General features: G+C 69.0%; 17 protein-coding genes. 5 read left to right on the top strand and 12 right to left on the bottom strand.

The features are described 5' to 3' along the window. Positions 1 to 297 precede the first annotated feature (297 nt). Entirely contained in the window at positions 298 to 1,545 is a 1,248-nt protein-coding gene (locus ACFYPJ_RS15475; RefSeq protein WP_389016155.1) for a cytochrome P450, read from the top strand. 421 nt (positions 1,546 to 1,966) lie between these two features. On the opposite strand, the gene ACFYPJ_RS15470 is transcribed toward ACFYPJ_RS15475, so the two are convergent. Continuing rightward, positions 1,967 to 2,797, bottom strand: coding sequence for a methyltransferase domain-containing protein (locus tag ACFYPJ_RS15470; RefSeq protein WP_389016152.1), 831 nt, complete (start codon positions 2,795 to 2,797; stop codon positions 1,967 to 1,969). 305 nt (positions 2,798 to 3,102) lie between these two features. Then, positions 3,103 to 4,011 carry a methyltransferase domain-containing protein gene (locus ACFYPJ_RS15465; RefSeq protein WP_389016150.1) on the bottom strand — a complete coding sequence of 303 codons (909 nt, stop codon included), beginning with the start codon at positions 4,009 to 4,011 and terminating at the stop codon, positions 3,103 to 3,105. A 515-nt stretch (positions 4,012 to 4,526) separates the two neighbouring features. Between ACFYPJ_RS15465 and ispH the strand changes: the two genes are divergently transcribed. Together ispH and ACFYPJ_RS15455 are read left to right on the top strand one after the other, a co-directional pair. After that, positions 4,527 to 5,477, top strand: a complete 951-nt coding sequence (gene ispH, locus ACFYPJ_RS15460) for a 4-hydroxy-3-methylbut-2-enyl diphosphate reductase (protein ID WP_389016147.1) — start codon at positions 4,527 to 4,529, stop codon at positions 5,475 to 5,477. Positions 5,478 to 5,726: 249 nt separating this feature from the next. Next, a complete protein-coding gene (locus tag ACFYPJ_RS15455) occupies positions 5,727 to 7,550 on the top strand; it encodes a 1-deoxy-D-xylulose-5-phosphate synthase (protein WP_389016144.1) in 1,824 nt (607 codons plus the stop codon). 209 nt (positions 7,551 to 7,759) lie between these two features. Here ACFYPJ_RS15455 and ACFYPJ_RS15450 read toward each other — a convergent pair whose 3' ends face one another. From ACFYPJ_RS15450 to ACFYPJ_RS15435, 4 genes are all read right to left on the bottom strand, one after another. Continuing rightward, the gene (locus ACFYPJ_RS15450) at positions 7,760 to 8,017 is read right to left on the bottom strand and encodes a LuxR C-terminal-related transcriptional regulator (protein WP_389016762.1); all 258 of its coding nucleotides are present in this window, start codon (positions 8,015 to 8,017) and stop codon (positions 7,760 to 7,762) included. A gap of 19 nt (positions 8,018 to 8,036) precedes the next feature. Next, positions 8,037 to 8,642: a hypothetical protein gene (locus ACFYPJ_RS15445; protein WP_389016141.1), complete on the bottom strand. Its 606-nt coding sequence runs from the start codon at positions 8,640 to 8,642 to the stop codon at positions 8,037 to 8,039. Positions 8,643 to 9,684: 1,042 nt separating this feature from the next. Further along, positions 9,685 to 11,025, bottom strand: a complete 1,341-nt coding sequence (locus ACFYPJ_RS15440) for a class I SAM-dependent RNA methyltransferase (protein ID WP_389016138.1) — start codon at positions 11,023 to 11,025, stop codon at positions 9,685 to 9,687. Positions 11,026 to 11,255: 230 nt separating this feature from the next. After that, complete coding sequence (locus tag ACFYPJ_RS15435) at positions 11,256 to 13,361, bottom strand: APC family permease (protein ID WP_389016135.1); 2,106 nt, start codon at positions 13,359 to 13,361, stop codon at positions 11,256 to 11,258. Positions 13,362 to 13,732: 371 nt separating this feature from the next. Here ACFYPJ_RS15435 and ACFYPJ_RS15430 point away from each other — a divergent pair, with 371 nt between their 5' ends. Beyond that, positions 13,733 to 14,404: a potassium channel family protein gene (locus ACFYPJ_RS15430; protein WP_389016759.1), complete on the top strand. Its 672-nt coding sequence runs from the start codon at positions 13,733 to 13,735 to the stop codon at positions 14,402 to 14,404. Continuing rightward, positions 14,404 to 15,075, top strand: a complete 672-nt coding sequence (locus ACFYPJ_RS15425) for a potassium channel family protein (RefSeq protein WP_389016133.1) — start codon at positions 14,404 to 14,406, stop codon at positions 15,073 to 15,075. The genes ACFYPJ_RS15430 and ACFYPJ_RS15425 overlap by 1 nt, the downstream gene beginning before the upstream one ends. Positions 15,076 to 15,320: 245 nt before the next feature. Here ACFYPJ_RS15425 and ACFYPJ_RS15420 read toward each other — a convergent pair whose 3' ends face one another. The 6 genes from ACFYPJ_RS15420 to ACFYPJ_RS15395 all read right to left on the bottom strand — a co-directional run bounded on the left by ACFYPJ_RS15420 (position 15,321) and on the right by ACFYPJ_RS15395 (position 22,173). After that, the gene (locus ACFYPJ_RS15420) at positions 15,321 to 16,091 is read right to left on the bottom strand and encodes a DUF3159 domain-containing protein (RefSeq protein ID WP_389016131.1); all 771 of its coding nucleotides are present in this window, start codon (positions 16,089 to 16,091) and stop codon (positions 15,321 to 15,323) included. Between the two features lie 3 nt (positions 16,092 to 16,094). Further along, positions 16,095 to 16,493, bottom strand: a complete 399-nt coding sequence (locus ACFYPJ_RS15415) for an OB-fold nucleic acid binding domain-containing protein (RefSeq protein ID WP_389016128.1) — start codon at positions 16,491 to 16,493, stop codon at positions 16,095 to 16,097. A gap of 108 nt (positions 16,494 to 16,601) precedes the next feature. Beyond that, complete coding sequence (locus ACFYPJ_RS15410; RefSeq protein ID WP_389016126.1) at positions 16,602 to 17,288, bottom strand: response regulator; 687 nt, start codon at positions 17,286 to 17,288, stop codon at positions 16,602 to 16,604. Beyond that, positions 17,285 to 19,846, bottom strand: coding sequence for an ATP-binding protein (locus ACFYPJ_RS15405; RefSeq protein ID WP_389016123.1), 2,562 nt, complete (start codon positions 19,844 to 19,846; stop codon positions 17,285 to 17,287). The genes ACFYPJ_RS15410 and ACFYPJ_RS15405 overlap by 4 nt, the downstream gene beginning before the upstream one ends. Before the next feature lie 245 nt (positions 19,847 to 20,091). Further along, on the bottom strand, positions 20,092 to 20,787 hold the full coding sequence (locus tag ACFYPJ_RS15400; protein ID WP_389016121.1) for an ABC transporter ATP-binding protein: 696 nt from the start codon (positions 20,785 to 20,787) through the stop codon (positions 20,092 to 20,094). Between the two features lie 207 nt (positions 20,788 to 20,994). Further along, the gene (locus ACFYPJ_RS15395; RefSeq protein ID WP_389016118.1) at positions 20,995 to 22,173 is read right to left on the bottom strand and encodes an alginate lyase family protein; all 1,179 of its coding nucleotides are present in this window, start codon (positions 22,171 to 22,173) and stop codon (positions 20,995 to 20,997) included. Positions 22,174 to 22,209 lie beyond the last annotated feature (36 nt).

Genomic DNA, 22,209 nt, shown 5'->3' with positions numbered 1-22,209 from the left:
GGCGGACGTTGCTGCTGTTCGGGCACCCGGACCACGAGGGGGTCGGGGGCACCCACGGGCACGCTCCCGACCGGACGGTCATCGTCGGGACGGTTGCCGGCGCAGCGGCACTGAACCTTCCCTCCGACACACCACGGAGAGGGAACGGCGAAGAACTGCTGCGCCTCGACCGGGTCGGCCATACCGCTGAATAGCTCCTGGGCCGAGCGGCCTGTCTCGGCTCCGGCGGGCCGAGCAAAATGACACAACGTCACTGATCCCCACCCGGAATGGTTCGCTGAAAGCTGGAGAGGCGGAATGGCTATGTCAGTTGATTCTGGGCAATTGCATGAAAGCACCTCGTTCGACCCGTATGGCGCACATCGCGACGACCCGTATTCCTTCCTGGCTGACGTCGGAGATGCGGAGCCGGTGTTCTACGCTCCTTTGCTCGGCGCATGGTGCGTCACCCGGCGCGAGGACATGGTTGCCGTACTGCGGGACGACCGAAGCTTCTCGGCCCGTGACCACAACCCCCGTCCTGCGGTCGCGCTGCCCGAGGACGTGAGTCGGATGTTCCGCACCTGGCGCGGCGCTGATGCGGTGGCCGTCGGCTCACTCGACCCTCCCGAGCACGCCAGGATCAGGGAAGTGCTCAACGCCGGGTTCACGCCGGCCAGGGTCAGAGCGTTCGAACCCACGATCCGTGCGATCGCCACCGACCTCGTCGAGCGTGTTGGGGTCTTGACGGAGTTCGATTTCATCTCGGCGTTCGCCGTTCCGTACGCCCTTGAGGTGATCTGCCGGCGCCTTGGAGTCCCGGACGAATACGTCGACCGCTGCCGCACGTGGTCCGAGCAACGCATCGAACTCATGATGTCGCAGCGCAACGCCGATCCTGACCGGCTGCGTGAATACGCCCGCGGACTGATGGAATTCGGAGCGTTCGCCCGTTCACTCGTGCAGGAGCGGCTGGCCGCACCGCAGGACGACCTGATCAGCGAGCTGCTCCACGACGGCAAGGCGGGCCGCACGCTCACCGCCGACGAAGTCTCCGTCCAGGTCCCCACACTGATCTTCGCGGGACACATGACCTGTGCCGAGGCGCTTGGCACGATCCTCTACCAGCAGCTTCGGTCACCCGGCGGCTGGGCCGAGGTCGTCGACGGGACGATCGCCACACGGGACCTTGTCGAGGAGGGGTTGCGGTTCGACAGCCCACTGGCGGGCATGTACCGGACCGCGGTCCGTGACGTGGTGGTCGGCGACGTCCACCTGGCCGCGGGGAGCCGGCTGCTTCTGCTGTACGGAGCGGCCGGCCGGGACAGTCGCGCTCACGCATGTCCGGCCGGGTTCAGTCCGGGCAGTGGGTCCGCCACGCATCTCGCGTTCGGGCACGGCATCCATTTCTGCCTCGGAGCCGGATTCGCCCGCGCGGAACTGGAGATCGCGATACAGGCCATCGCCGCCCGGATGCCGGGTCTGGCTCTGGCGCCGGGGCTGCCGCCACATCACCGGCCGGTGTTTCCGCTTCGGGCGTTGACCGAGCTGCGGGTACGGCAGTGAGGACGGGCGTCCGGGCGGTCGCCGGGCAGCTGACGACCCGTTGACCCCGCAGAACTCATCTGGCCGACAGCAGTCAAGGTGAGGACCCTGGGCTCCACGGATCAGGATGCCGGCCGGCCTCGGAAATTCGTGACGGCCCGCCAGTTCGACTGGCGGGCCGTTTCGGCTTGGGCGGCGCGGATGCGGTCCTCGGCTCTGGCCTGCGGCCGGTGACGCAGTTCGAGTACGCGATCGGCGTGGCCCTGTCACGCACTCGGGGCCACGCATGACGTGCACCGGCCGGGCCTCGCGTCCGCCGTATCACTTGACGTGGCAGGCCATTACCGAGGACGGCTCACTGTTGAGGAAGCGTCAGGACGCACCTCGACCTCAGCCTTACACCATGGGACGCCGAGCTGAAAACCGGGGACGGCGCCCACGGTCATGCGCGGACCGCGGTCAGGAAGAGGTAACCGCTCTCCGGGATGGCCCCGAACCTGCGTACGAAGTCGATCAGCGAGTCGGCGTGTTCCTTGCCGACCAGATCGGACAGCCTGTCACGGACAGTCTCAAAGGCGTCCGCCATGAGCCCGAGGGTACGGATGACGTTGTCGGTGATGTCACGGATCTCCACGTCGACGAAACCGTTGGCGGCCAACGCCACCCGGTATTCGTCCACCGTGCCCAAGGAGCGCACCGCGTAGTTCTCGCAGACGTGGTCCAGGACCACACGTCCCTCGGGGCTGACCGGGTCGCGCTGGATGACGTCGGCCACGGCGAGGCGGCCGCCGGGGCGCAGGACGCGGGCGGCCTCGGAGAGCACCTGGCCACGGTCGGGCATGTGCCACATCGACTCGAACGCCCAGGCCGCGTCGAAAGAGCCGTCAGGGAAGGGCATGTCCATCGCGTCCGCGAACTGGAACGTGGCCCGGTCGGCGAGCCCGGCCTCGGCCGTGAGTTCCGTGGCCTCCGCCACCTGGATGTGGCTGACGGTGATGCCCACCACGTCCACGTCACAGGCGCGGACGAGCCGCCGCGCGGGATGGCCGACGCCGCAGCCGATGTCCAGGACCCGCTGGCCGGCCTGCGCGGCGAGACCTTCGATCATCAGGTCGGTCAGGCGGTCCGTGGCTACCTCGACGGAGCTGTCGTCGGCGTCGTTCTCCCAGTAGCCGTAGTGGATGTTGCGGCCCCACGCGGAACCGTAGATCCGACCGAACCCGTCGTACACGTTGCGGACGTCGCTGTGAGCGGGAGACTGTTCGAGCGTCATGAGGAATTCCGTATCGTTGTGAAGGCGGCGGGAAGTCGGCGGCGGTTCAGCCGTACCGGCGGTGCGCCCGCCATGGTCGTGTTGGCACGCCACCGCAGGTCCTGGGTGTCGACCGCGAGCCACATGCGGGGGAACGCGGCGAGGAGACGGCCGGCGACGTGGATACAGCTGACATGTCCTGGGAACCCAGGCCGCCGAAGGTGTGGCGTTGCGGCGGCCCGTCGTCCCCGGGGCTCTCGTGGTGCGGCGCGACTCGGAGCCGTACCGGCCGGCCGCCGCCGTTCACCTCGACGGTGGGCCCTCGCTCACTTCAGCTCGAAGCGCAGGAAGCCCAGCCGCAATCCCCCTGCTTGCCATTCAGCGCCAAGCGCCTGGTTGGCCATCAGAGATATCCTCAGCTGCCTGCGGGCAACTGCCGAAAGGCTGCTGTCACTGTCCAGTACCGCCTTCGTCCAGGCGGCACTCTCCTCCCAGAACGGCAAGGTTTCTGACGTAGCGTCGACGTCATCGACCAATTCGAAACCCGCAGACTGCGCGGCTTCTGCGTAGTCGCGTACCGTAGCCGGTTTTGTGTAGAAGTATTCGGCCCACACATCGGCCCCGTGAGGGCGTGTGATGAATACTTCCTCGATGCACACGCTCCCGCCCGGACGAAGCACGCGGGCCAGACGCTCGAACCACTGAGGGCGGTTGAAATATCCGCTGCTCTCGATTGCCACTGCTGCGTCATAGGGGCCGTCCAAGGGGAGATGCATTGCATCACAGACCAGTGTTCGGACCTTCCCGTCCACACCGCATTCCCGCGCGAACCCGTCAACTATCGGCGCGTGTTCCTGAGCATTGGTGACCGCCGTGACGTCGGCGCCGTATTCCTGTGCCCAGAACAGCGAGCCCCCGCCAAGGCCGCAGCCGACGTCCAGGATTCTCCCCGACAGCCGGTGTTCAGCGCCCCAGATCTTGGCCGCATACCGCAGCAAACCCTCTTGATGACTCCGTATGCTGTGGCGAATGGCGTCCGGCGTCGCATCGTGAGCATGCAGTGGCGTTTCGGAGGAAGGGTAGTGACCCACATGGTAGTGAATCCTGGGCCCAGGCCCGTATTTGCGAACAAGCCTGGCTGTTTTGTCGTCGTAGTATTGGCCAACTATTCTTACCTCGTCCTGAGGCTCCAGCGCTGTTTGAGAGGAACTTGAAAGTTCATTCAGATTTGACACGGTCACTCCTCCAGAGCTCGGATACCGACGACATTGGCGAATGACTTGCTGTGGTCGTTACGCTGCGCTCGTCATGATTTTGGCGAGGATACGTCCTTTAACAGGGATCGCCGGACCGGATTCCATGAAGTGGCTTGCGGCACGAGCAGCGCCTCGTTCGAAATGCAGAGCCGCCCTCATGATCTGGAATCTTGAGTCGTCCCGAAATCGAGTGGCAACTATTGGATGCCATCCTGGGGGACAGCCCTGGTCGTGTCAACGACGCGGCGTGAGCATCTTCGACTTTAGGAAAAACCCCAAAGAAGACGACGCAAGGACTGGATTGGACGATCCTGCGGAACAGTAGCTGCTGGGCGGCACCAAGGCCGTACTTCGAGTCCGGCTATTAAGCCGGCACCCAACGGCAGACAAGACTTCCTGAGAACGACTCGGTTTCTACCGACCGGCGTGGACGCCCTGTTCGGCAACGAAGCCAGGCGTTCCGACGCAAACGTCATGGCACGGAACGGAGTGGGATGAGTGACGGTAAGCAGGTCCTGCTGGCCGAGCCACGGAGTTTGTGTGCCGGTGTACGCCGGGCGATAGCCATCATCGACCTCGCGCTGGAACAGCACGGCGCGCCGATCTACGTCCGCAAGGAGATCGTGCACAACCACTACGTGGTGCGCGAGTTCCAGCGCCGGGGAGTCCGGTTCGTCGACTCCGAGCAGGAGGTACCGGAGGGCGCGGTGTGTGTCTTCTCCGCGCACGGCGTCTCCCCGCAGGTGCGGCAGAACGCAGACGCACGCGGGCTTGAGGTGCTCGACGCGACCTGCCCGCTGGTGGCCAAGGTGCACCAGGAGGCCCGCCGGTTCGCCCGCGACGGGCGGACGTTGCTGCTGATCGGGCACGCGGACCACGAGGAGGTCGAGGGCACCTACGGGCACGCGCCCGACCGTACGGTCATCGTCGAGACGGTTGCCGACGCGGAGGCACTGGACCTTCCCCCCGACGCACCGGTCGCCTACCTCACCCAGACCACGCTCTCGGTGGACGAGACCAGGGACATCATCGCCGTGCTCCAGCGCAGGTTCACCGACCTGCGCGGGCCCGCCACCGACGACATCTGTTACGCCAGCCAGAACCGCCAGGACGGCATCAGGGCCATGGTGGACCGGTGCGACCTGGTGCTGGTGGTCGGTTCGACCAACTCCAGCAACTCGATCCGGATGGTCGAGGTGGCGCGCAGGCTCGGCGGCAGGGCCGAACTGGTGCCGGACGTGACCCACTTCGACCCCACGTGGCTGACCGGCGTGAGCACGGTCGGCGTGAGCGCCGGGGCGAGCGCGCCGGAGATCCTCGTCGACCAGCTGCTCGACCGGCTCGCCGAACTGGGTCACGCGGACACGTCCGTAGCACGGGTGGCGACCGAGGACATCGTGTTCTCCCCGCCCACGCGGCTGACCGGAGTGGCGGACGTGCCGTGACCGATCGAGACCGGGCGACCCCTGTCGCTGACGGCGCCCACAAGGACTCCGCCGGCAGGAACACGTCGGCGGTGAGCCGCGTCGGCCGTCGCTCCGACCTGTCCGACCGGCCACGGCCACCCTCCTTCCAGGCGTCAGCCGACACACGAGGACGTCGGCCGAACCGGCATCGCGCCGGGCAGTCGGCCCGAACTGACCGAGAGGGCGGCCGCGGCCGCCGACCACACCCGGTGAGGAGCACTGCTCGACATGGCGCTGCTGGAAACCGTGCGCGACCCGGCGCGGCTGCGTGAGCTGACCGCCGGGGAGCTGCGCGACCTCGCCGGGGAGATCCGCGCGTTCCTCATCGAGCGGGTCTCCGCGACCGGGGGACACCTCGGGCCCAACCTGGGTGTGGTCGAGCTGACCATCGCGTTGCACACGGTGTTCGAGTCCCCGCGGGACCGGTTGCTGTGGGACACCGGACATCAGTCCTACGTGCACAAGATCCTCACGGGCCGCCAGGCCGGGTTCGACCGGCTGCGCACGTCGGGCGGGGTCTCCGGCTACCCGAGCCGGGAGGAGTCCGAGCACGACCTGGTGGAGAACTCGCACGCGTCCACCGCGCTGTCCTATGCGGACGGGCTGGCCAGGGCGGACGCCCACCTCGGCCGACGCGACCGGGCGACCGTCGCGGTCATCGGCGACGGCGCGATGACCGGCGGCATGGCCTGGGAGGCGCTCAACAACATCGCGGGCGGGCCGGAGCGGCCGCTCGTCATCGTGCTCAACGACAACCAACGCTCCTACGCGCCGACCGTCGGCGGGCTGGCCGAGCACCTGGCCGACCTGCGCGCCGGGCGCGGGCCGAGTGTGTTCGAACAACTCGGGCTCGGTTACCTCGGCCCCGTCGACGGTCACGACCTCTCCGCCGTCCAGGACTCCCTGCGCCACGCGGTCGCACTGGGCGGGCCGGTGGTGGTGCATGTGATCACCGCCAAGGGCAGGGGATACCGGCACACCGAGACCAACGACCTCGACCTCGGCCACACCGTCAAACCGATGGACCCGCACACCGGGCAGGCGCTGAAGGTGTCGCCCCGGTCGTTCACGTCGGTGTTCGGCGAGAAGCTGGTCGAACTGGCCGAGCAGCGCGACGACCTCGTGGCGATCACGGCCGCGATGACCGAGCCGACCGGGCTCCTGCCGCTGCAGCGCAGGTTTCCGCACCGGGTGATCGACGTCGGCATCGCCGAGCAGCACGCGGTCACGATGGCCGCGGGGTTGTCCATGGGCGGCGTGCATCCGGTGGTGGCCATCTACTCCACGTTCGTCAACCGCGCGGTCGACCAGTTGCTCATGGACGTCGCGCTGCACCGCCGCCCGGTGACGTTCGTCCTCGACCGGTCCGGGGTGACCGGCGACGACGGGCCGAGCCACAACGGCATGTGGGACCTGTCGGTGCTGCAGGTGGTGCCGGGGCTGCGGATCGCGGCACCGCGGGACGGCACCCGGCTGGCCGAACTGCTGGCTGAGGCGGTGGCGTGGCACGAAGGTCCGACACTGCTGCGGTTCCCCAAAGGCCCCGCCGGTGCGGACCTGCCCGCCACCGCCACGGTCAACGGCATTGACGTGCTGCGCCGTTCCGGCGGGCTGGACGTGCTGATCATCGCGGTAGGTGCGCTGGCCGGGCTCGCGCTCACCGTCGCCGACGGTGTGCGGGTACAGGGCATCGGGGTGACGGTGGTGGACCCGAGATGGGTCACCCCGGTCAACCCCGCGCTGGCCGGCCTGGCCCGCCGCCACCGGCTCGCGATCACGGTCGAGGACAACAGCCGTGCGGGGGGTGTCGGTTCCGCGATCGCGCAGTCGCTGCGGGACGCCGACGTACACACCCCGCTGCACGAGTTCGGCATCCCGAGGCGGTTCCTCAGCCACGACTCCAGGGCCGAGGTGCTCGCCGCCTGCGGGCTGACCACGCAGAACATCACCAGGGCCGTGGTGGAGTTGCTGACCCGCCTCGACGCCGCACCAGCGTCGGCGGGCATCGACGCGCCCAGCACCTGGCCGGTTCACTCAGGGGAGGACCATTGACGACCGTCGATGTGGGAATGCCCTTGCCACGCAAGGACGAGGTCCCGCTCTCGGTGGCCACGCGGCGGACACCCCACCAGATCATGGCGGGCACGGTGCCGGTCGGCGCCGTCGCGCCGGTGCAGTCAATGACCACCACATCCACCGCCGACATCGACGCCACGCTGCAGCGGATCGCCCGAGCCAGGTCACGGCGTGGCCCACACGTATTAATCCATAGTTTCATCCGCAATGCGCGGGGGCCACGAATCTGTTCGCAGAATCTGGAGGACGAACGCCCTCGAAACCAACGCGACACGATTTGGCGCCTGCAGCTTGTCGGACATGACGCGGACGTGATAGTCGATGGTCTTCGAACTGAGGTATAACTCTCTCGAAAGTCGCCCGCTGGAGAAGCCGGCCGCAACGCCTTCCAGGATCCTCGCCTGGACCGAGCTGAGTACCCAGTCACCGACCGGCTGGGACATTTCGCAGCCGTTCTGATCGCTATCCATGGCACCCGTCCATTCCGTAGGGCCCGGCTGGGCCGGGACGGTAAACGGAGGCCACAACTTCGAGAGGCAGCAGCTCGACGTCCAACTCGATCGGGAACCATCTCACTTCCTGGGCCATGCCAGGTCCGCAAAACAGCGGGACGTCATCGCTCGAACGGACCTCGTGGAGTTCGCGTATCAGTTGGGCTTCCGGCCAGGAAAGGCAAACCGGTCCGACACCGTGAGGACCGGCCAAAGCCATTGATAATAACGTCGGCGAAAATTCTCCCGCCGGAGTGGTGCGGGCCGGATCGGCCTTCTCCAGGACGGTCAGCAGCACGCCCGCACCCTGGACGTACCGGTCGACGATCCGCTCCCCGTTCGCCGGGGCGACCTGCTCACCCGACGGCTTGCCGTTCCGCACCCCCGTCGCCACGGAGCGGTGGTAGGTCTGGCCCGGATAAGTGCGCAGGTGGTGCAGGGTCCAGTTGCCGCAGGTGGGCATCGGCGTGTCCGGGGCGGCGGTGCGCAGAAGCGGCTCGGACGCCGCCACCTGCTCCCGCAGTACGGCCCGGCAGGCCTCGGCAGCGAGCGGCAGCACAACGGGGGAAGGGCTCACGAAGATCTCCGGTGGGACGAGTGGTGCGCGGGAACGCCTGCGTGCGCTCCCGCCGGTCCGGACACCCATCAGGATGATATGTGAAATCCCGTGGTGGCTACAGAATGCTCCGCTGGATTGGTTTTCGCAAGCCTGGCGGAGTCAAAGCTCACGATGACTCCCCATCCTTGACATGTGCGGCCTACGCACGAGTTGTCGGTTTACTGACGCTTCAAGGTGGGTGCCACGAGATCCCGGCAACTCGAATCCTCAACACCGGGCGCCTGGAGTTAGCTTTGAATTCGACACTTAGCCATTCTCTGGCTCACGAGTGATGAACTGCACTTCCAGGTAAGCGAAGTGCCGCCGTCCTACTGGACGGCGGCTCCCCCATTGACCCCATCAATCTCATCGACGTGGACACGATCGAGCAGCCTGCCGCTCTGATTTTTTCAGCACGACACTCGCCGTTCATGTCTACGGAGGCACATTGGAGATTGTGGCCAGTCACTCCGACCCGAAAACCCTGACACAACTACTTGAATCTTGCAAGTACCATTTGCAAGGTACTATCTGCCGACCGCATTCCTTTGAGTCTTTTATCCACCTCTTGCTCTTGGGATTTCCCTGCCTCTTGAGCACAGTCAGAAATATCCAATCACTTGAGCGGATACGCCGTCGGCCGACGATATCGTCGTGGCCGTCGAGCGGAATCAGCTCGTCGTGCCCGAGCAGCCCTCCGCACCCGGCTTGACCACACTCCGGCGGGACCTCAGGGCTTGAGCAAGTTCCGTAGGTGTCCGGGGTGCCGGTGCCCAGGATGGTGAGCTCTGGCCTCTTCCGCGACAGCTGACCATCAGGAGCCAGCAGCGCCGCGCAGAGCGTCACCCGCCCTCGGCACCCCGTTGACATACGCCGCCCCGACAGGTCTTGATCTGCCCGGCACGCCGCCTGACACCCCATCAGAACGAACGTCAAGCGAGCGTCACGAGCGTCGTTCCGGCGTCAGGACATCGCCCGCAACGCCCGCACCGCACATCATGCGCACACACAAAACCGCAGGTCAGGAGCCCTTCGCGGCCGGTTCAAGGATGGCGATGCACTCCACATGGTGGGTCATGGGAAACAAATCGAACGCCCGCAGCGTCCGCACCCGGTAACCCTCCTCGCGGAAATATCCCAAGTCCCTTGCCAGCGCGGCGGGGTCACAGGCGACGTAGGCGATCCGGCGGGGGCCGAGTGAGGCCAGGTGGGAGACGGTCCGGCGGCCGGCGCCGGCGCGGGGCGGGTCCAGGACGATGAGGTCCGCCTCGGTGATCCCGGTGCGCGGAAGGACCGACTCGACCTTGCCCTGTTCGATGCGCACGCGCGGGAATTCGGCGAGGTTGTGCCGGGCGTCCGCCACGGCCTGCTTGCCGGACTCGATGCCGAGCACCGCGCCCTTCTCGCCGAGGCGGTCGGCGAGGGCGCCGGCGAAGAGGCCGACACCGCAGTACAGGTCGAGGGCCGTCTCGCCCTTGCGGGGCAGGAGTCCCTGCATGACGGCGGTCACCAGGGTGTCGGCCGCCTTCGGGTGGACCTGCCAGAAGCCGCCGGCCCCCACCCGGTAGGTGCGGCCGTCGGCGCGTTCGCGGACGAAGGGGCGGCCGTGGACGCGGTGCATACCGCCGGACGTCTCGTCGACCCTGAGGACCGAGACGGGCTTGTCCAGCTCCACCAGCGGCAGCCGGGCGCCCGGGCGCGGGGTGATGATCACCTGCCGGTCCCCCGAACCCGTCGCCGCGATGGCCTCGACCGAATCCATGCCGGACCACTCGTGCTTCTCGATGCCCAGTTCGGCGACGCCCGCCGCCGCGATCATGCAGTGGTCGATCCGCTCCACTTCGTGCGAGCGGTGCCGGCGCAGACCGGCGTGCCCGGCGGCGTCGACCGCGTACTGCACCCTCGTCCGCCACTGCGGTACCTCGCCCGCGGGGAGCTTGTCGCCCTCGGCCGGCAGCACGGTGCCGTCCCAGCCGGCCTCCTCGGGAGTGAGGCCCGCGAGGCGCCGCAACTGCTCGGCGACGACCTCGCCCTTCAGCCGTCGCTGGGCGCCCGGCTTGGCATGCTGCCAGTCGCAGCCGCCGCAGCGGCCGGGTCCGGCGTAGGGGCAGGGCGCCGGGACACGGTCCTTGGACGGCTGAAGGACCTCGACCGCGTCCGCGCGCAGGAAGCGGGCCCCTTCCTCGCCCTCGGTGACCCGGGCCACCACCCGCTCGCCCGGCAACGTGTGCCGCACGAACAGGACCTGGCCCTCGGTGGTGCGGGCGATGCAGTGGCCGCCGTGTGCGACGGGGCCGACCTCGACCTCGTACTCCTCCCCCACGAGCGACCCCGCCTGCGACTTCTTCCGTTGTGCCTGCATGGCGGGGTGACTCCAGATGGGGGTGAGGGGAACGGCCCGCTCGGGGGCCGACGACAGCCCACCAGTCTACGTGCTGCGCAGACCCCGGGGACTGCGGGGGCGGGCCCCAGGGGCTGCGGGGACGGGCCGCCCGGCACCGGCTGCGCCGCACGATCGGCCCGACGGCCGGCCCGCCCGTACGATCCACCCGGCACCCGGCACCGTCACGGCCGCCCCCGGCACCGCACCCGTCAGTTCCCGGCGCCGGGCTCCCTCCCGGTCAGTTTCCCGGCGGGCTCGCCCCGGCTCGGTTCGGCGGCGCCGGGGTCCTTCGGCCGCTGCTCCGCCGGGCCGCGGCGCACCGCGCCGGGCGCGGTCCACTCCTGCCGCCTGCGGGCCCGGTTCCTGGCCACCTCGGAGGACTGGAGCTGGTAGGGGACCGAGGTCACCATGACACCGGACGTGAACAGCAGCCGGCCCTTGAGGCGCAGGGCGCTCTGGTTGTGCAGCAGGGCCTCGTACCAGCGGCCGACCACGTATTCGGGGATGATCACCGAGACCGCGTCGCGCGGCGACTCCTTGCGGAGGTTCTTGACGTACTCGATGATCGGCCGGGTGATCTCCCGGTAGGGCGAGTCGAGCACCTTCAGCGGTACCTCTATGCCGCGCCGTTCCCACTCCTCGCGCAGCGCTTTCGTCTCCGTCGCGTCGACGTTGACGGTGAGCGCCTCCAGGGTGTCCGAGCGCATCAGCCGGGCATAGGCCAGGGCGCGCAGCGTGGGGCGGTGGATCTTGGAGACCAGGACGATCGAGTGGACCCGGGAGGGCCGTACGCTCTCGTCGCTCGGCCCCTCGGGTGCCGCGATCTCCTCGGCCACGCTGTCGTAGTGCTTACGGATCGCCGTCATGGTCGCGTAGAAGATCACCATGCCGAGGAGGGCGACCCAGGCGCCGTGGGTGAACTTGGTGACGAGGACGACGACCAGCACCAGGCCGGTGAAGAAGGCGCCGAACGTGTTGATCGCCCGGGAGCGGATCATGCGGCTGCGCCGGGCCGGGTCCCGCTCCGCCGCGAGGTGCCGGTTCCAGTGCCGGACCATGCCGGTCTGACTGAGCGTGAAGGACACGAACACACCGACGATGTACAGCTGGATAAGCCGGGTCGAGTCGGCGCCGTAGAGGAAGACCAGCAGGGCGGCGGCGCCCGCGAGCAGCACGATGCCGTTGGAGAAGGCCAAGCGGTCGCCGCGGGTGTGCAACTGGCGGGGCAGGTAGCGGTCCTGGGCCAGTATCGAGCCGAGCAGCGGGAAGCCGTTGTAGGCCGTGTTGGCGGCCAGGAACAGCACCAGCGCGGTGGCCGCGGCCAGGACGACGAACAGGAAGCTGCCCTTGCCGAACACCGCCTCGGCGACCTGTGAGATCACGGGGTTCTGGACATAGCCGGAACCGAGCGCCAGGCCGTTGTGGAGCAGGTCGGTGGCCGGGTTCTCGGCCATCCGGACCCTGGTGGTCATGGCGAGGGCGATGATCCCGCAGAACATGGTCACGGCGAGCAGGCCCATCATGGCCAGCGTGGTCGCCGCGTTCTTGGACTTGGGTTTGCGGAAGGCAGGGACGCCGTTGGAGATCGCTTCGACGCCGGTGAGCGCGGCGCAGCCGGACGAGAAGGCGCGCAGCAGCAGGAAGACGAGGGCGAAGCCCGCGAGGCCCCCGTGCTCGGCCTTGATCTCGTAGCCGGCGGTGGGCGCGCGCATGGTGTCCCCGAGGACCAGGCCCCGGAACGCGCCCCACACGATCATGATGAAGACGCCCGCGACGAAGACGTAGGTCGGGATCGCGAACAGCGTGCCGGACTCCTTCACGCCGCGCAGGTTCATCAGCGTCAGCAGCACGATCACGGCGACCGCGCACAGCACCTTGTGCTCGACCACGAAGGGGATCGCGGAGCCGAGGTTCTCGATGCCGGAGGAGATGGATACGGCGACGGTCAGGACGTAGTCGACGAGCAGTGCGCTGGCGACCGTGAGGCCGGCTTTGGAGCCGAGGTTGGTGGTGGCGACCTCGTAGTCGCCGCCGCCGCTCGGGTAGGCGTGCACGTTCTGCCGGTAGGAGGCGACCACCGTGAACATCAGCACGACGACCGCGACCGCGATCCAGGGGCTGAAACGGTACGCCGACACGCCCGCGATGGACAGGACCAGCAGCACCTCCCCCGGTGCGTACGCGACGGAGGACAGCGGGTCGGAGGCGAAGACGGGGAGCGCGACGCGCTTCGGCAGGAGCGTTTCCCCCAGCCGGTCGCTGCGCAGTGCGCGCCCGATCAGGATCCGTTTGGGCACGTCGGTCAGTTTGGACACGACAGAGCATCGTAAGGCTTCGAACTGGCAGCCGCCCACCTGCCGTCCCAGATCTGCCTCACGAGTGAACTCCGAGTCGGATAGAACTGGGGATTCCGGGCATGGAGCGCCCGCCGTGCCTAGATGGCAGACCCGCCCGTCGCAGCCTCCGGAGGTTTCATGCCCGCGACCGCAGAGCTGATCGGCGCCGTCGCCTCGTTCGTCGGCCTCGGACTGCTGACGCTGCTCAGCGTGCGCAGCATCACGCGCCGCTGACCACGGGCGGAGCTGCACGGGGGTGCCGAGCCCGGAGAGTGCGTGTGTAGCTTGAACACCGGTCTGAGACCCTGATGGGGCTGAGCTGTCAGTTTATGGACATCGGAAGGACGGTCGTGCACATCGTCATCATGGGCTGCGGGAGAGTGGGTTCCGCTCTCGCCCAGACCCTGGAGCAACAGGGGCACACGGTCGCCGTGATCGACCAGGACCCCACCGCCTTCCGCCGGCTGGGCCCGGGATTCGGCGGCCGCCGGGTCACCGGGATCGGCTTCGACCAGGACACCCTCCGCGAGGCCGGCATCGAGGACGCGGGCGCCTTCGCCGCGGTGTCCAGCGGCGACAACTCGAACATCATCTCGGCGCGGGTGGCCCGCGAGATGTTCGGCGTGGAGAACGTCGCGGCCCGCATCTACGATCCCCGTCGCGCCGAGGTCTACCAGCGGCTGGGCATCCCCACGGTGGCCACGGTCCGCTGGACGGCCGACCAGATGCTGCGCCGGCTGCTCCCCTCGGGGGCCGAGCCGCTGTGGCGTGACCCCACCGGTGGCGTCCAGCTCGCGGAGGTGCACACCTCCCCGGCCTGGGTCGGCCACAAGATCAGCAAGCTGCAGGACGAGACCGGGGTCCGCGTGGCGTTCCTCACCCGGCTCGGCGAGGCGGTCCTGCCCACCTCCCAGACGGTGCTGCAGGAGGGCGATCTCGTCCACGTGATGATGCGGACCGACGACCTGGGCAAGGTCGAGGCGGCGTTCACCGAAGGTCCCGAAGAGGAGGTCGGTCACTGATGAGAGTCGCCATTGCCGGTGCCGGCGCGGTCGGCCGCTCGATCGCGGGCGAGCTGCTGGAGAACGGCCACGAGGTCCTGCTCATCGACAAGGCGCCGACCGCGATCTCGGTCGAACGCGTCCCGCAGGCGGAGTGGCTGCTGGCCGACGCCTGTGAGATCACGTCCCTGGACGAGGCCGCGCTGCAGCGCTGCAACGTGGTGATCGCCGCGACGGGCGACGACAAGGTCAACCTGGTCGTGTCCCTGCTGGCGAAGACGGAGTACGGCGTTCCGCGCGTTGTGGCCCGGGTGAACAACCCGAAGAACGAATGGCTGTTCAACGAGGCATGGGGGGTCGACGTGGCGGTGTCCACGCCGCGCCTGATGTCCGCGCTGGTCGAGGAGGCGGTCAGCGTCGGCGACCTGGTCCGGCTGCTCCGGTTCAGCCACGGCGACGCGAACCTGGTCGAACTGACCCTGCCGGAGGAGTCCGCCCTGGCCGGGACCCAGGTCGGCGACGTGGAGTGGCCGGAGGACACCTCGCTGGTGACCATCATCCGCGGCAACCGCGTCCTGGCCCCCTCCAAGGAGGACTCCCTGGAAGCGGGCGACGAGCTGCTGTTCGTGGCGGCGCAGGCCCGCGAGGAGCAGTTGGAGGATCTGCTCTCGGTGCGTCGCGAGGGCGCCTGAGTCCGGGGCCGGCGCCGGGGCTGGGTCAGGTTCCGGGTCCAGGCCAGGTCAAGGTCGAAGTCAGGACGAGAGTGGTCGCACCGAGCCCGCACGGACGCGGATGCCCGGGCCGGACGGCCGCCGCCGCCGAGTCCGGACTCGCTCCGGCCCGCCAGGGCTGAGCGGATCGAGTGACACGACGGAGAGTGACACGACGGAGGGGGCGCCCGGTGATCCGGGGCGCCCCCTCCGTGTCGAAGATGTCGTCACGCCTCCCGGCGGTGTCGTCCCGCGGTCGACTCGTCGGACTCCGCGGCCTGACCGGCCTGCGCCGCCTTCCGCTCCTCCTCGGCCTTCTCCGCGGCCTCCATCTCGGCGAACACGTCGATCGGCGCGGGCGCCTTCGCGAGGAAGACCCAGGTGAGCCAGACCGCGAGCAGGAACGGCGGGATCTTCAGCGCCACCAGGACCCAGCCGAGCTGTGCGGTGTCGGCCCACCAGTACAGCGGGAAGAGGATCACGCACTTCGCGAGCAGGATCAGTCCCCAGGCCCAACTGGCCTTGGCGTACGCCTTCTTGCGGCCGGGGTTGCGATGGCGCCAGGACAGGTTCTCCTTGAAGACCGGGCCGAGGATCAGGCCCATCAGGGGAACACCGGCGAGGGTCGTGATGATGTACGCCAGGGCCAGACCCAGGGTGTAGAGCATGCCCGGGAGGTAGAAGTCCTTGGCGTTGCCCGTGAACATGGCGAACAGGACGCCGAAGGCCACGCCGAAGACGCCGCTGAAGGCGTGCTTGACGGTGTCCCTCCGCACCAGCCGAACCGCGACCAGGGCCAGCGACACGGCCAGGGCCGCGATGGCGGACCAGTGCAGATCCTTGTTGATCGTGTAGATGGTGACGAAGAGGAGCCCGGGCAGGACCGTTTCGACCATGCCCCGGACACCGCCGAACGCTTCGAACAGCGCGGCCTCGGTCACCGTCCGCGCGTCGTCCTGCTGAGTGGCGTCTTCGGTCGGCTTGTCGAGTGACGTCACCGGCTACTCCCGTCCAAGGGGTCTCAGTTCGTACTTCGGGTTGAACAGCACCCGGCGGCCCCGGCTCATCGAGATCCGGCCCGATGCGATCAGCTTGCGTCCCGGTTCTATACCCACGATGGAACGCCTGCCGAGCCACACGACGTCCAGCGCGGCAGAGCCGTCGAACAGCTCGGCCTCCAGCGCCGGGACCCCGGCGCGCGGGCGCAGCGTAACCGTGCGCAAGGTACCAGTTACCGTGACGATCTGCCGGTCCTGGCAGTCGCCGATGCGTATGCAGCCGGCCGTCTCGGCGTCCTCCCGCAGCTCCTCGGACTCCAGGTCCTCCTGCGAGGAGGAGAGCCGGTCGAGCATGCGCCGGAACCGGCCGACCGGCTTCTCGGAATGCGGAACAGCACTCATAAAAGAAGCGTACCGGCGCCCGCCGACGGCGACGTACCGGTACGTCCGGGGGCCTGGGGAGGGACCGATCACACCCGTCGGCGCCCGCCGGGAATCCCTCCCGGGGGGCTACCGCTCGAACCGGTACCCCATCCCCGGCTCGGTGATGAAGTGCTTCGGGTGCGAGGGGTCGGCCTCCAGCTTCCTGCGCAGCTGCGCCATGTACACCCGCAGGTAGTTGGTCTCGGTCCCGTACGAGGGTCCCCACACCTCCTGCAGCAGCTGCTTCTGGCTGACCAGCCGTCCGGTGTTGCGGACCAGCACCTCCAGCAGGTGCCACTCCGTGGGGGTCAGCCGGACGTCCTTGCCGCCCCGGTTGACCTTCTTCGCCGCGAGGTCGACGGTGAACCCCTCGGTCTCCACCGTGGTCACGTCGTCCTCGCCGGGGCCGACCGGCTCGGCCCGGCGCACGGCGGCGCGCAGCCTGGCCAGCAGTTCGTCCATGCCGAACGGCTTGGTGACGTAGTCGTCGGCGCCCGCGTCGAGCGCCTCGACCTTCTCGTCGGAGGAGTGCCGGGCCGACAGGACCAGGATCGGCACCCGGGTCCAGCCGCGCAGGCCCCTGATCACCTCGACGCCGTCCATGTCCGGCAGGCCGAGGTCGAGGACCACCACGTCGGGGTGGCGGGAGGCGGCGAGTTCGAGGGCGGTCCTGCCGTCGGGGGCCGCGTCGACCTCGTACTTGCGGGCCCTGAGGTTGATCACGAGGGCGCGCACGATCTGCGGCTCGTCGTCGATCACGAGCACCCGGGTCATGAGGCCTCCCTTTCGGGTTCGGGTTCTGCTACGCCCTCTCCGGCGGGGAGGGGCTCGGGACGCGATCCTGCCGCCCGGAGGCTGAGGACCATGGTGAGGCCGCCGCCGGGGGTGTCCTCGGCGGTCAGTGTGCCGCCCATCGCCTCGACGAAGCCACGGGCGACCGCGAGGCCGAGACCCACCCCGGCGCCGCGCGGGGCGTCGCCATAGCGCTGGAAGGGCGCGAATATGCGCTCCTTGGCCTCGTCCGGGACGCCCGGCCCGCGGTCCACGACCCTGACCTCCACCCGGTCGGCGATCGCGCTCGCGGAGATCATGACACGGCGGCCGGGCGGACTGTACTTGACGGCGTTCTCCACCAGGTTGGCCACCGACCGTTCGAGCAGACCGGGATCGACGGAAACCATCGGCAGGGTCTCCCGGACGTCCAGTTCCACGCCGGCCTCGTCCACGCCGACCAGCGCCATCGGCACCACCTCGTCGAGGTCGACCTCGCGGATGATCGCGGTGACCGTGCCGGTCTGCAGCCGGGACATGTCGAGCAGGTTGCCGACCAGGTGGTCGAGGCGGTCGGCGCCCTCCTCGATGCCCTCCAGCAGCGCCGCCCGGTCCTCCTCGGACCAGTCGACGTCGTGGGACCTGAGCGAGGTCACCGCGGCCTTGATGCCGGCCAGCGGGGTGCGCAGGTCGTGGCTCACGGCGGCGAGCAGCGCGGTGCGGATCCGGTTGCCCTCGGCCAGTGCGCGGGCCTGCAGCGCCTCCTCCCGCAGACGCCGGCGGTCCAGGACGACGGCGGCCTGCGCGGCGAAGGCCGCCAGCACCCGGCGGTCCTCGGCGGGCAGCACGCGGCCGGTCAGCGCGAGCGCCATGTGGTCCCCGACCGGCATGTCGACGTCGGCGTCCTCGGGGCGCTCCAGCTCCGGGCCGAAGCCGGTCCGGCCGGCGCAGGTCCACGGTTCGACGTCGCTCGCCCGCTCCAGCAGGGCGGCCGACTCCATGCCGAAGGTCTCCCGGACCCGCTCCAGCAGCTCCTCCAGGCTGGTCTCGCCGCGCAGCACGTTGCCGGCGAGGAACGACAGGATCTCCGACTCGGCACGCAGCCGGGCCGCCTGGTGGGTGCGCCGGGCGGCGAGGTCCACCACCGAGGCCACGGACACCGCTACCCCGACGAAGATCACGATGGCGACGATGTTGTGCGGGTCGGCGATGGTCAGGCGGTGCAGCGGGGGTGTGTAGAAGTAGTTCAGCAGCAGCGATCCGAAGGCCGCGGAGGCCAGGGCCGGCAGCAGTCCGCCGAGCAGGGCCGCCGCCACCGTCAGCGACAGGAACAGCAGCATGTCGTTGGCGAGGCCGAGGTCCACGGCGTTCAGCAGCAGCGCCATGGCCACCGGGCCCAGCAGCCCGACCAGCCAGCCGGAGATGATCCGGCTCCGGCCGAGCCGGGCGCCCCGGGCCACGGGCAGCCCGCGGCCCTTGGCGACCTGCCCGTGGGTGACGATGTGCACGTCGAGGTCCGGGCCGGACTCACGGGCGACGGTGGCGCCGACGCCGGGCCCGAAGACGTACTGCCAGGTCTTGCGGCGCGAGGAGCCGAGGACGATCTGGGTGGCGTTGACACCGCGGGCGAAGTCCAGCAGCGCGGCGGGTATGTCGTCGCCCACGACGTGGTGGAAGGTGCCGCCCAGGTCCTCGACGAGGGCGCGCTGGACGGCCAGCTCCTTGGGCGAGGCCGCGGACAGGCCGTCGCTGCGGGCGATGTAGACGGCCAGCACCTCGCCGCCCGCGCCCTTCTCGGCGAGCCGGGCCGCCCGGCGGATCAGCGTCCGTCCCTCGGGGCCGCCGGTCAGGCCGACCACGATCCGCTCCCGCGAGCCCCAGATCTTCGACACCCGGTGTTCGCTGCGGTACTGCTGGAGGTATTCGTCGACCCGGTCGGCCACCCACAGCAGCGCCAGCTCCCGCAGGGCGGTCAGGTTGCCCGGCCGGAAGTAGTTCGACAGGGCCGCGTCCACCTTGTCGGGCTGGTAGATGTTGCCGTGCGCCATGCGGCGGCGCAGGGCCTGCGGCGACATGTCGACAAGCTCTATCTGGTCGGCGCGACGGACCACCTCGTCCGGGACGGTCTCCTGCTGCCGCACACCGGTGATCGACTCGACGACGTCGCCCAGCGACTCCAGGTGCTGGATGTTGACCGTCGAGATCACGTCGATCCCGGCGGCGAGCATTTCCTCCACGTCCTGCCAGCGCTTGGTGTTGCGCGAGCCCGGGATGTTGGTGTGGGCGAGTTCGTCCACCAGGGCGACCTGGGGGCTGCGGGCCAGGACCGCGTCCACGTCCATCTCGGTGAAGCTGCTGCCCCGGTACTCCAGCTCCTTGCGGGGCAGCTGCTCCAGGCCGTGCAGCATCACCTCGGTGCGCGGCCGCTCGTGGTGCTCCACGAACGCGACCACGCAGTCGGTGCCCCGCTCCATGCGCCGGTGTGCCTCCGACAGCATCGCGTAGGTCTTGCCCACGCCCGGTGCCGCACCGAGATAGATCCGCAGCTTTCCGCGTGCCATGGCCCCATTGTCTTCCCGTCACTGCTGCCAACGCAGCGTCGACCTTACGGCCCGCAATGGCGACAAAAGGGGCAGGTGGTGGGGTGACGGGCAACTTTGACGCAACCCTGATGAGCCGACCCAAGCCACGCCCGCCGTCGTCCGTCACCGCCGGTCGGCGCAGGTCAGAGGGTACCGGGCGCGATACGGCGGGCGTCGGGCCGCGGTGGCGCGGCGAGCCCACCCGCCGGCCGCCGGCCCGTGCGTCAGCGTTCGGCGATCTCCCCGTCGCTCAGCTCCAGCACCCGGTCGGCCAGGTCCAGCAGGGTGGTGTCGTGCGTGGCGACGAGCGCGGTGACCTGCTCGCTGTGCACGACGGCGCGCAGCAGTTCCATCACGGCGTGGCCGGTCTCGGCGTCCAGCTGGCCGGTCGGCTCGTCGGCGACGAGCAGCGCGGGACGGTTGGCGAGGGCGCGGGCGATGGCGACGCGCTGCTGCTGGCCGCCGGACAGCTCGCCGGGGCGCTGGGCCGCGTGCTCGGCGAGGCCCACCAGGGAGAGCAGCAGTTCGACGCGTTCCTCGCGTTCGCGCGGGTCGGCCCGGCGCAGCCGCATCGGCACGCCCACGTTCTCCGCCGCGGTCAGGATCGGGATGAGCCCGAAGGACTGGAAGACGAAGCCGATCCGGTCCCGCCGCAGCTCCAGCAGGCCGTTCTCGCCCAGTCCGGCGAGGTCGCGGCCGTCGACGGTGATCCGGCCGCGGTCCGGTACGTCGAGCCCGCCGACCAGGTTCAGCAGGGTGGTCTTGCCGGATCCCGAGCGCCCTTTGAGGGCGACGAGTTCGCCACGCGGGATCTCGAAGGAGACGCCGCGCAGGGCGTGCACGGCGGCGGCTCCGTGCCCGTAGGAGCGGTGCACGTCCTCGACGCGCACCATCGTCTCCGTGATGACCTGAGCGTTCATGCCGCTTCCCCCGTCACAACCGATTCCCCCCGTCGACCGGGCGCCAGTATCGCCGCCCGACGCCCGGCCGTCCAAGGGTTCGGATCAGGTCCGTTCGATTCTGCCCTGTTCCGTTCTGCTTTGTTCTGATCTATTGCGGTCAATTCTGGTCTGTTCTGGTCTGTTCTGGCCTATGCTCCGACCTCGGAGCTGATCGGTGCGGATCCGTCAGTTCGGGTTGTCGCCGTGGGTCAGGGTCTCCCAGGCGACGAAGAGGGCGTTGGTGCCGGCCGGCCGGTTGTTCTGGGTCAGTGTCTGGGTGTTGGTCATGGCGATGCCGAGGCGGTTGTGCAGGGCGTTGTAGCCGACCTCGGTGACCGGCCCGAGACCGAGGTTGAGGGAGCCGCCGCACAGCCAGCTGGGCGCGGCCGTCCCGAGCTGGTACTTCGACTGGAAGCCGAGGGCCTGCCGCAGCCGCTCGCCGACGTCGGTGCCGTACAGGTCCTGCCCCTGGATCCGGCTGGTCTCGGCGACGTGCGAGATCGCCGAGATGCCGTATCCGGTGTGGGTGAAGTCCCGGCAGGTCTCCTGGGTGAGCCCGGTGGCGAAGGTGGACTGGCCCTGCCAGTACGAGACGATCTTGTCCCGGGTGTCCAGGTTCTGGCTGGGCACGGTCTTCGGCAGGTCACCGTCGGTGGACAGGTAGACGTAGGCGGCCGTGCGGGTGCGGAACTTCGCCATGGCCGTGTCGTAGGACGCCTTGTCCTCCAGGAAGACGGAGATGCCGACGGCGGCCTCCATCATCGACAGCTCCCAGTTGCCGTTGGAGTTGGAGCCCTTGATGACGACGGGGAGGTAGACGTTGCGCAGCATGGTCGCGAAACGGCCGGAGTTCGCCCAGCCGCCGCTGTACGTGTACTTGATGATCTCGGCGGCCTTGGGCCAGGACGAGCCGGCCCAGCCGGTCTGCAGCGGCGCGTTGCTGTTGGTGTGGCTGGTGATCGTGGCCGACCAGGCGTCCATCAGCTGGATGGCCTTCTGGGCGTACCGGGCGTCCTTGGTGATGTACCAGGCGAGGGCGTCGGTGTAGGCCGCTATCGCGTCCTCGCGCTCGTCGGTGCAGCCGTAGTTGGGGTTGGAGTACGAACCGCATTCGACGGTGGCGCGGGGTTTGGGCGTGCGGTTCAGGTCGGCGTACTTGCTCGCCATCATCTGGTCATAGGCACCCTTCCAGGGCTGGGCTCCGGCCTGCACCTTGGTGCGGGCGAACTCCAGCTGCCCCTGGGAGACGGTGACTCCGGGGTGGACGAAGGCGGTGGGGGCAGCGTCGGCGCGCTGTGCGGCGGGGGCCGCGAAGACGCCCAGCACGAGGGCGGCCACCACCGCGAGGAGGGGGGTACGACGCACAGCAACTCCGTTCTCGTATATGAACTCGGAGCGCCT

Source organism: Streptomyces sp. NPDC006012 (assembly GCF_042871185.1).
Classification (GTDB): domain Bacteria; phylum Actinomycetota; class Actinomycetes; order Streptomycetales; family Streptomycetaceae; genus Streptomyces.
This window is presented reverse-complemented; position numbering and strand designations above follow the sequence as displayed.

Coding starts and splice junctions, on each gene's coding strand:
- ACFYPJ_RS15400 (WP_389016121.1), bottom strand. CDS start 20,787: ATGAACGCTCAGGTCATCACGGAGACGATGGTGCGCGTCGAGGACGTG.
- ACFYPJ_RS15415 (WP_389016128.1), bottom strand. CDS start 16,493: ATGAGTGCTGTTCCGCATTCCGAGAAGCCGGTCGGCCGGTTCCGGCGC.
- ACFYPJ_RS15475 (WP_389016155.1), top strand. CDS start 298: ATGGCTATGTCAGTTGATTCTGGGCAATTGCATGAAAGCACCTCGTTC.
- ACFYPJ_RS15410 (WP_389016126.1), bottom strand. CDS start 17,288: ATGACCCGGGTGCTCGTGATCGACGACGAGCCGCAGATCGTGCGCGCC.
- ACFYPJ_RS15425 (WP_389016133.1), top strand. CDS start 14,404: ATGAGAGTCGCCATTGCCGGTGCCGGCGCGGTCGGCCGCTCGATCGCG.
- ACFYPJ_RS15440 (WP_389016138.1), bottom strand. CDS start 11,025: ATGCAGGCACAACGGAAGAAGTCGCAGGCGGGGTCGCTCGTGGGGGAG.
- ACFYPJ_RS15455 (WP_389016144.1), top strand. CDS start 5,727: ATGGCGCTGCTGGAAACCGTGCGCGACCCGGCGCGGCTGCGTGAGCTG.
- ispH (WP_389016147.1), top strand. CDS start 4,527: ATGAGTGACGGTAAGCAGGTCCTGCTGGCCGAGCCACGGAGTTTGTGT.
- ACFYPJ_RS15470 (WP_389016152.1), bottom strand. CDS start 2,797: ATGACGCTCGAACAGTCTCCCGCTCACAGCGACGTCCGCAACGTGTAC.
- ACFYPJ_RS15405 (WP_389016123.1), bottom strand. CDS start 19,846: ATGGCACGCGGAAAGCTGCGGATCTATCTCGGTGCGGCACCGGGCGTG.
- ACFYPJ_RS15450 (WP_389016762.1), bottom strand. CDS start 8,017: ATGTCCCAGCCGGTCGGTGACTGGGTACTCAGCTCGGTCCAGGCGAGG.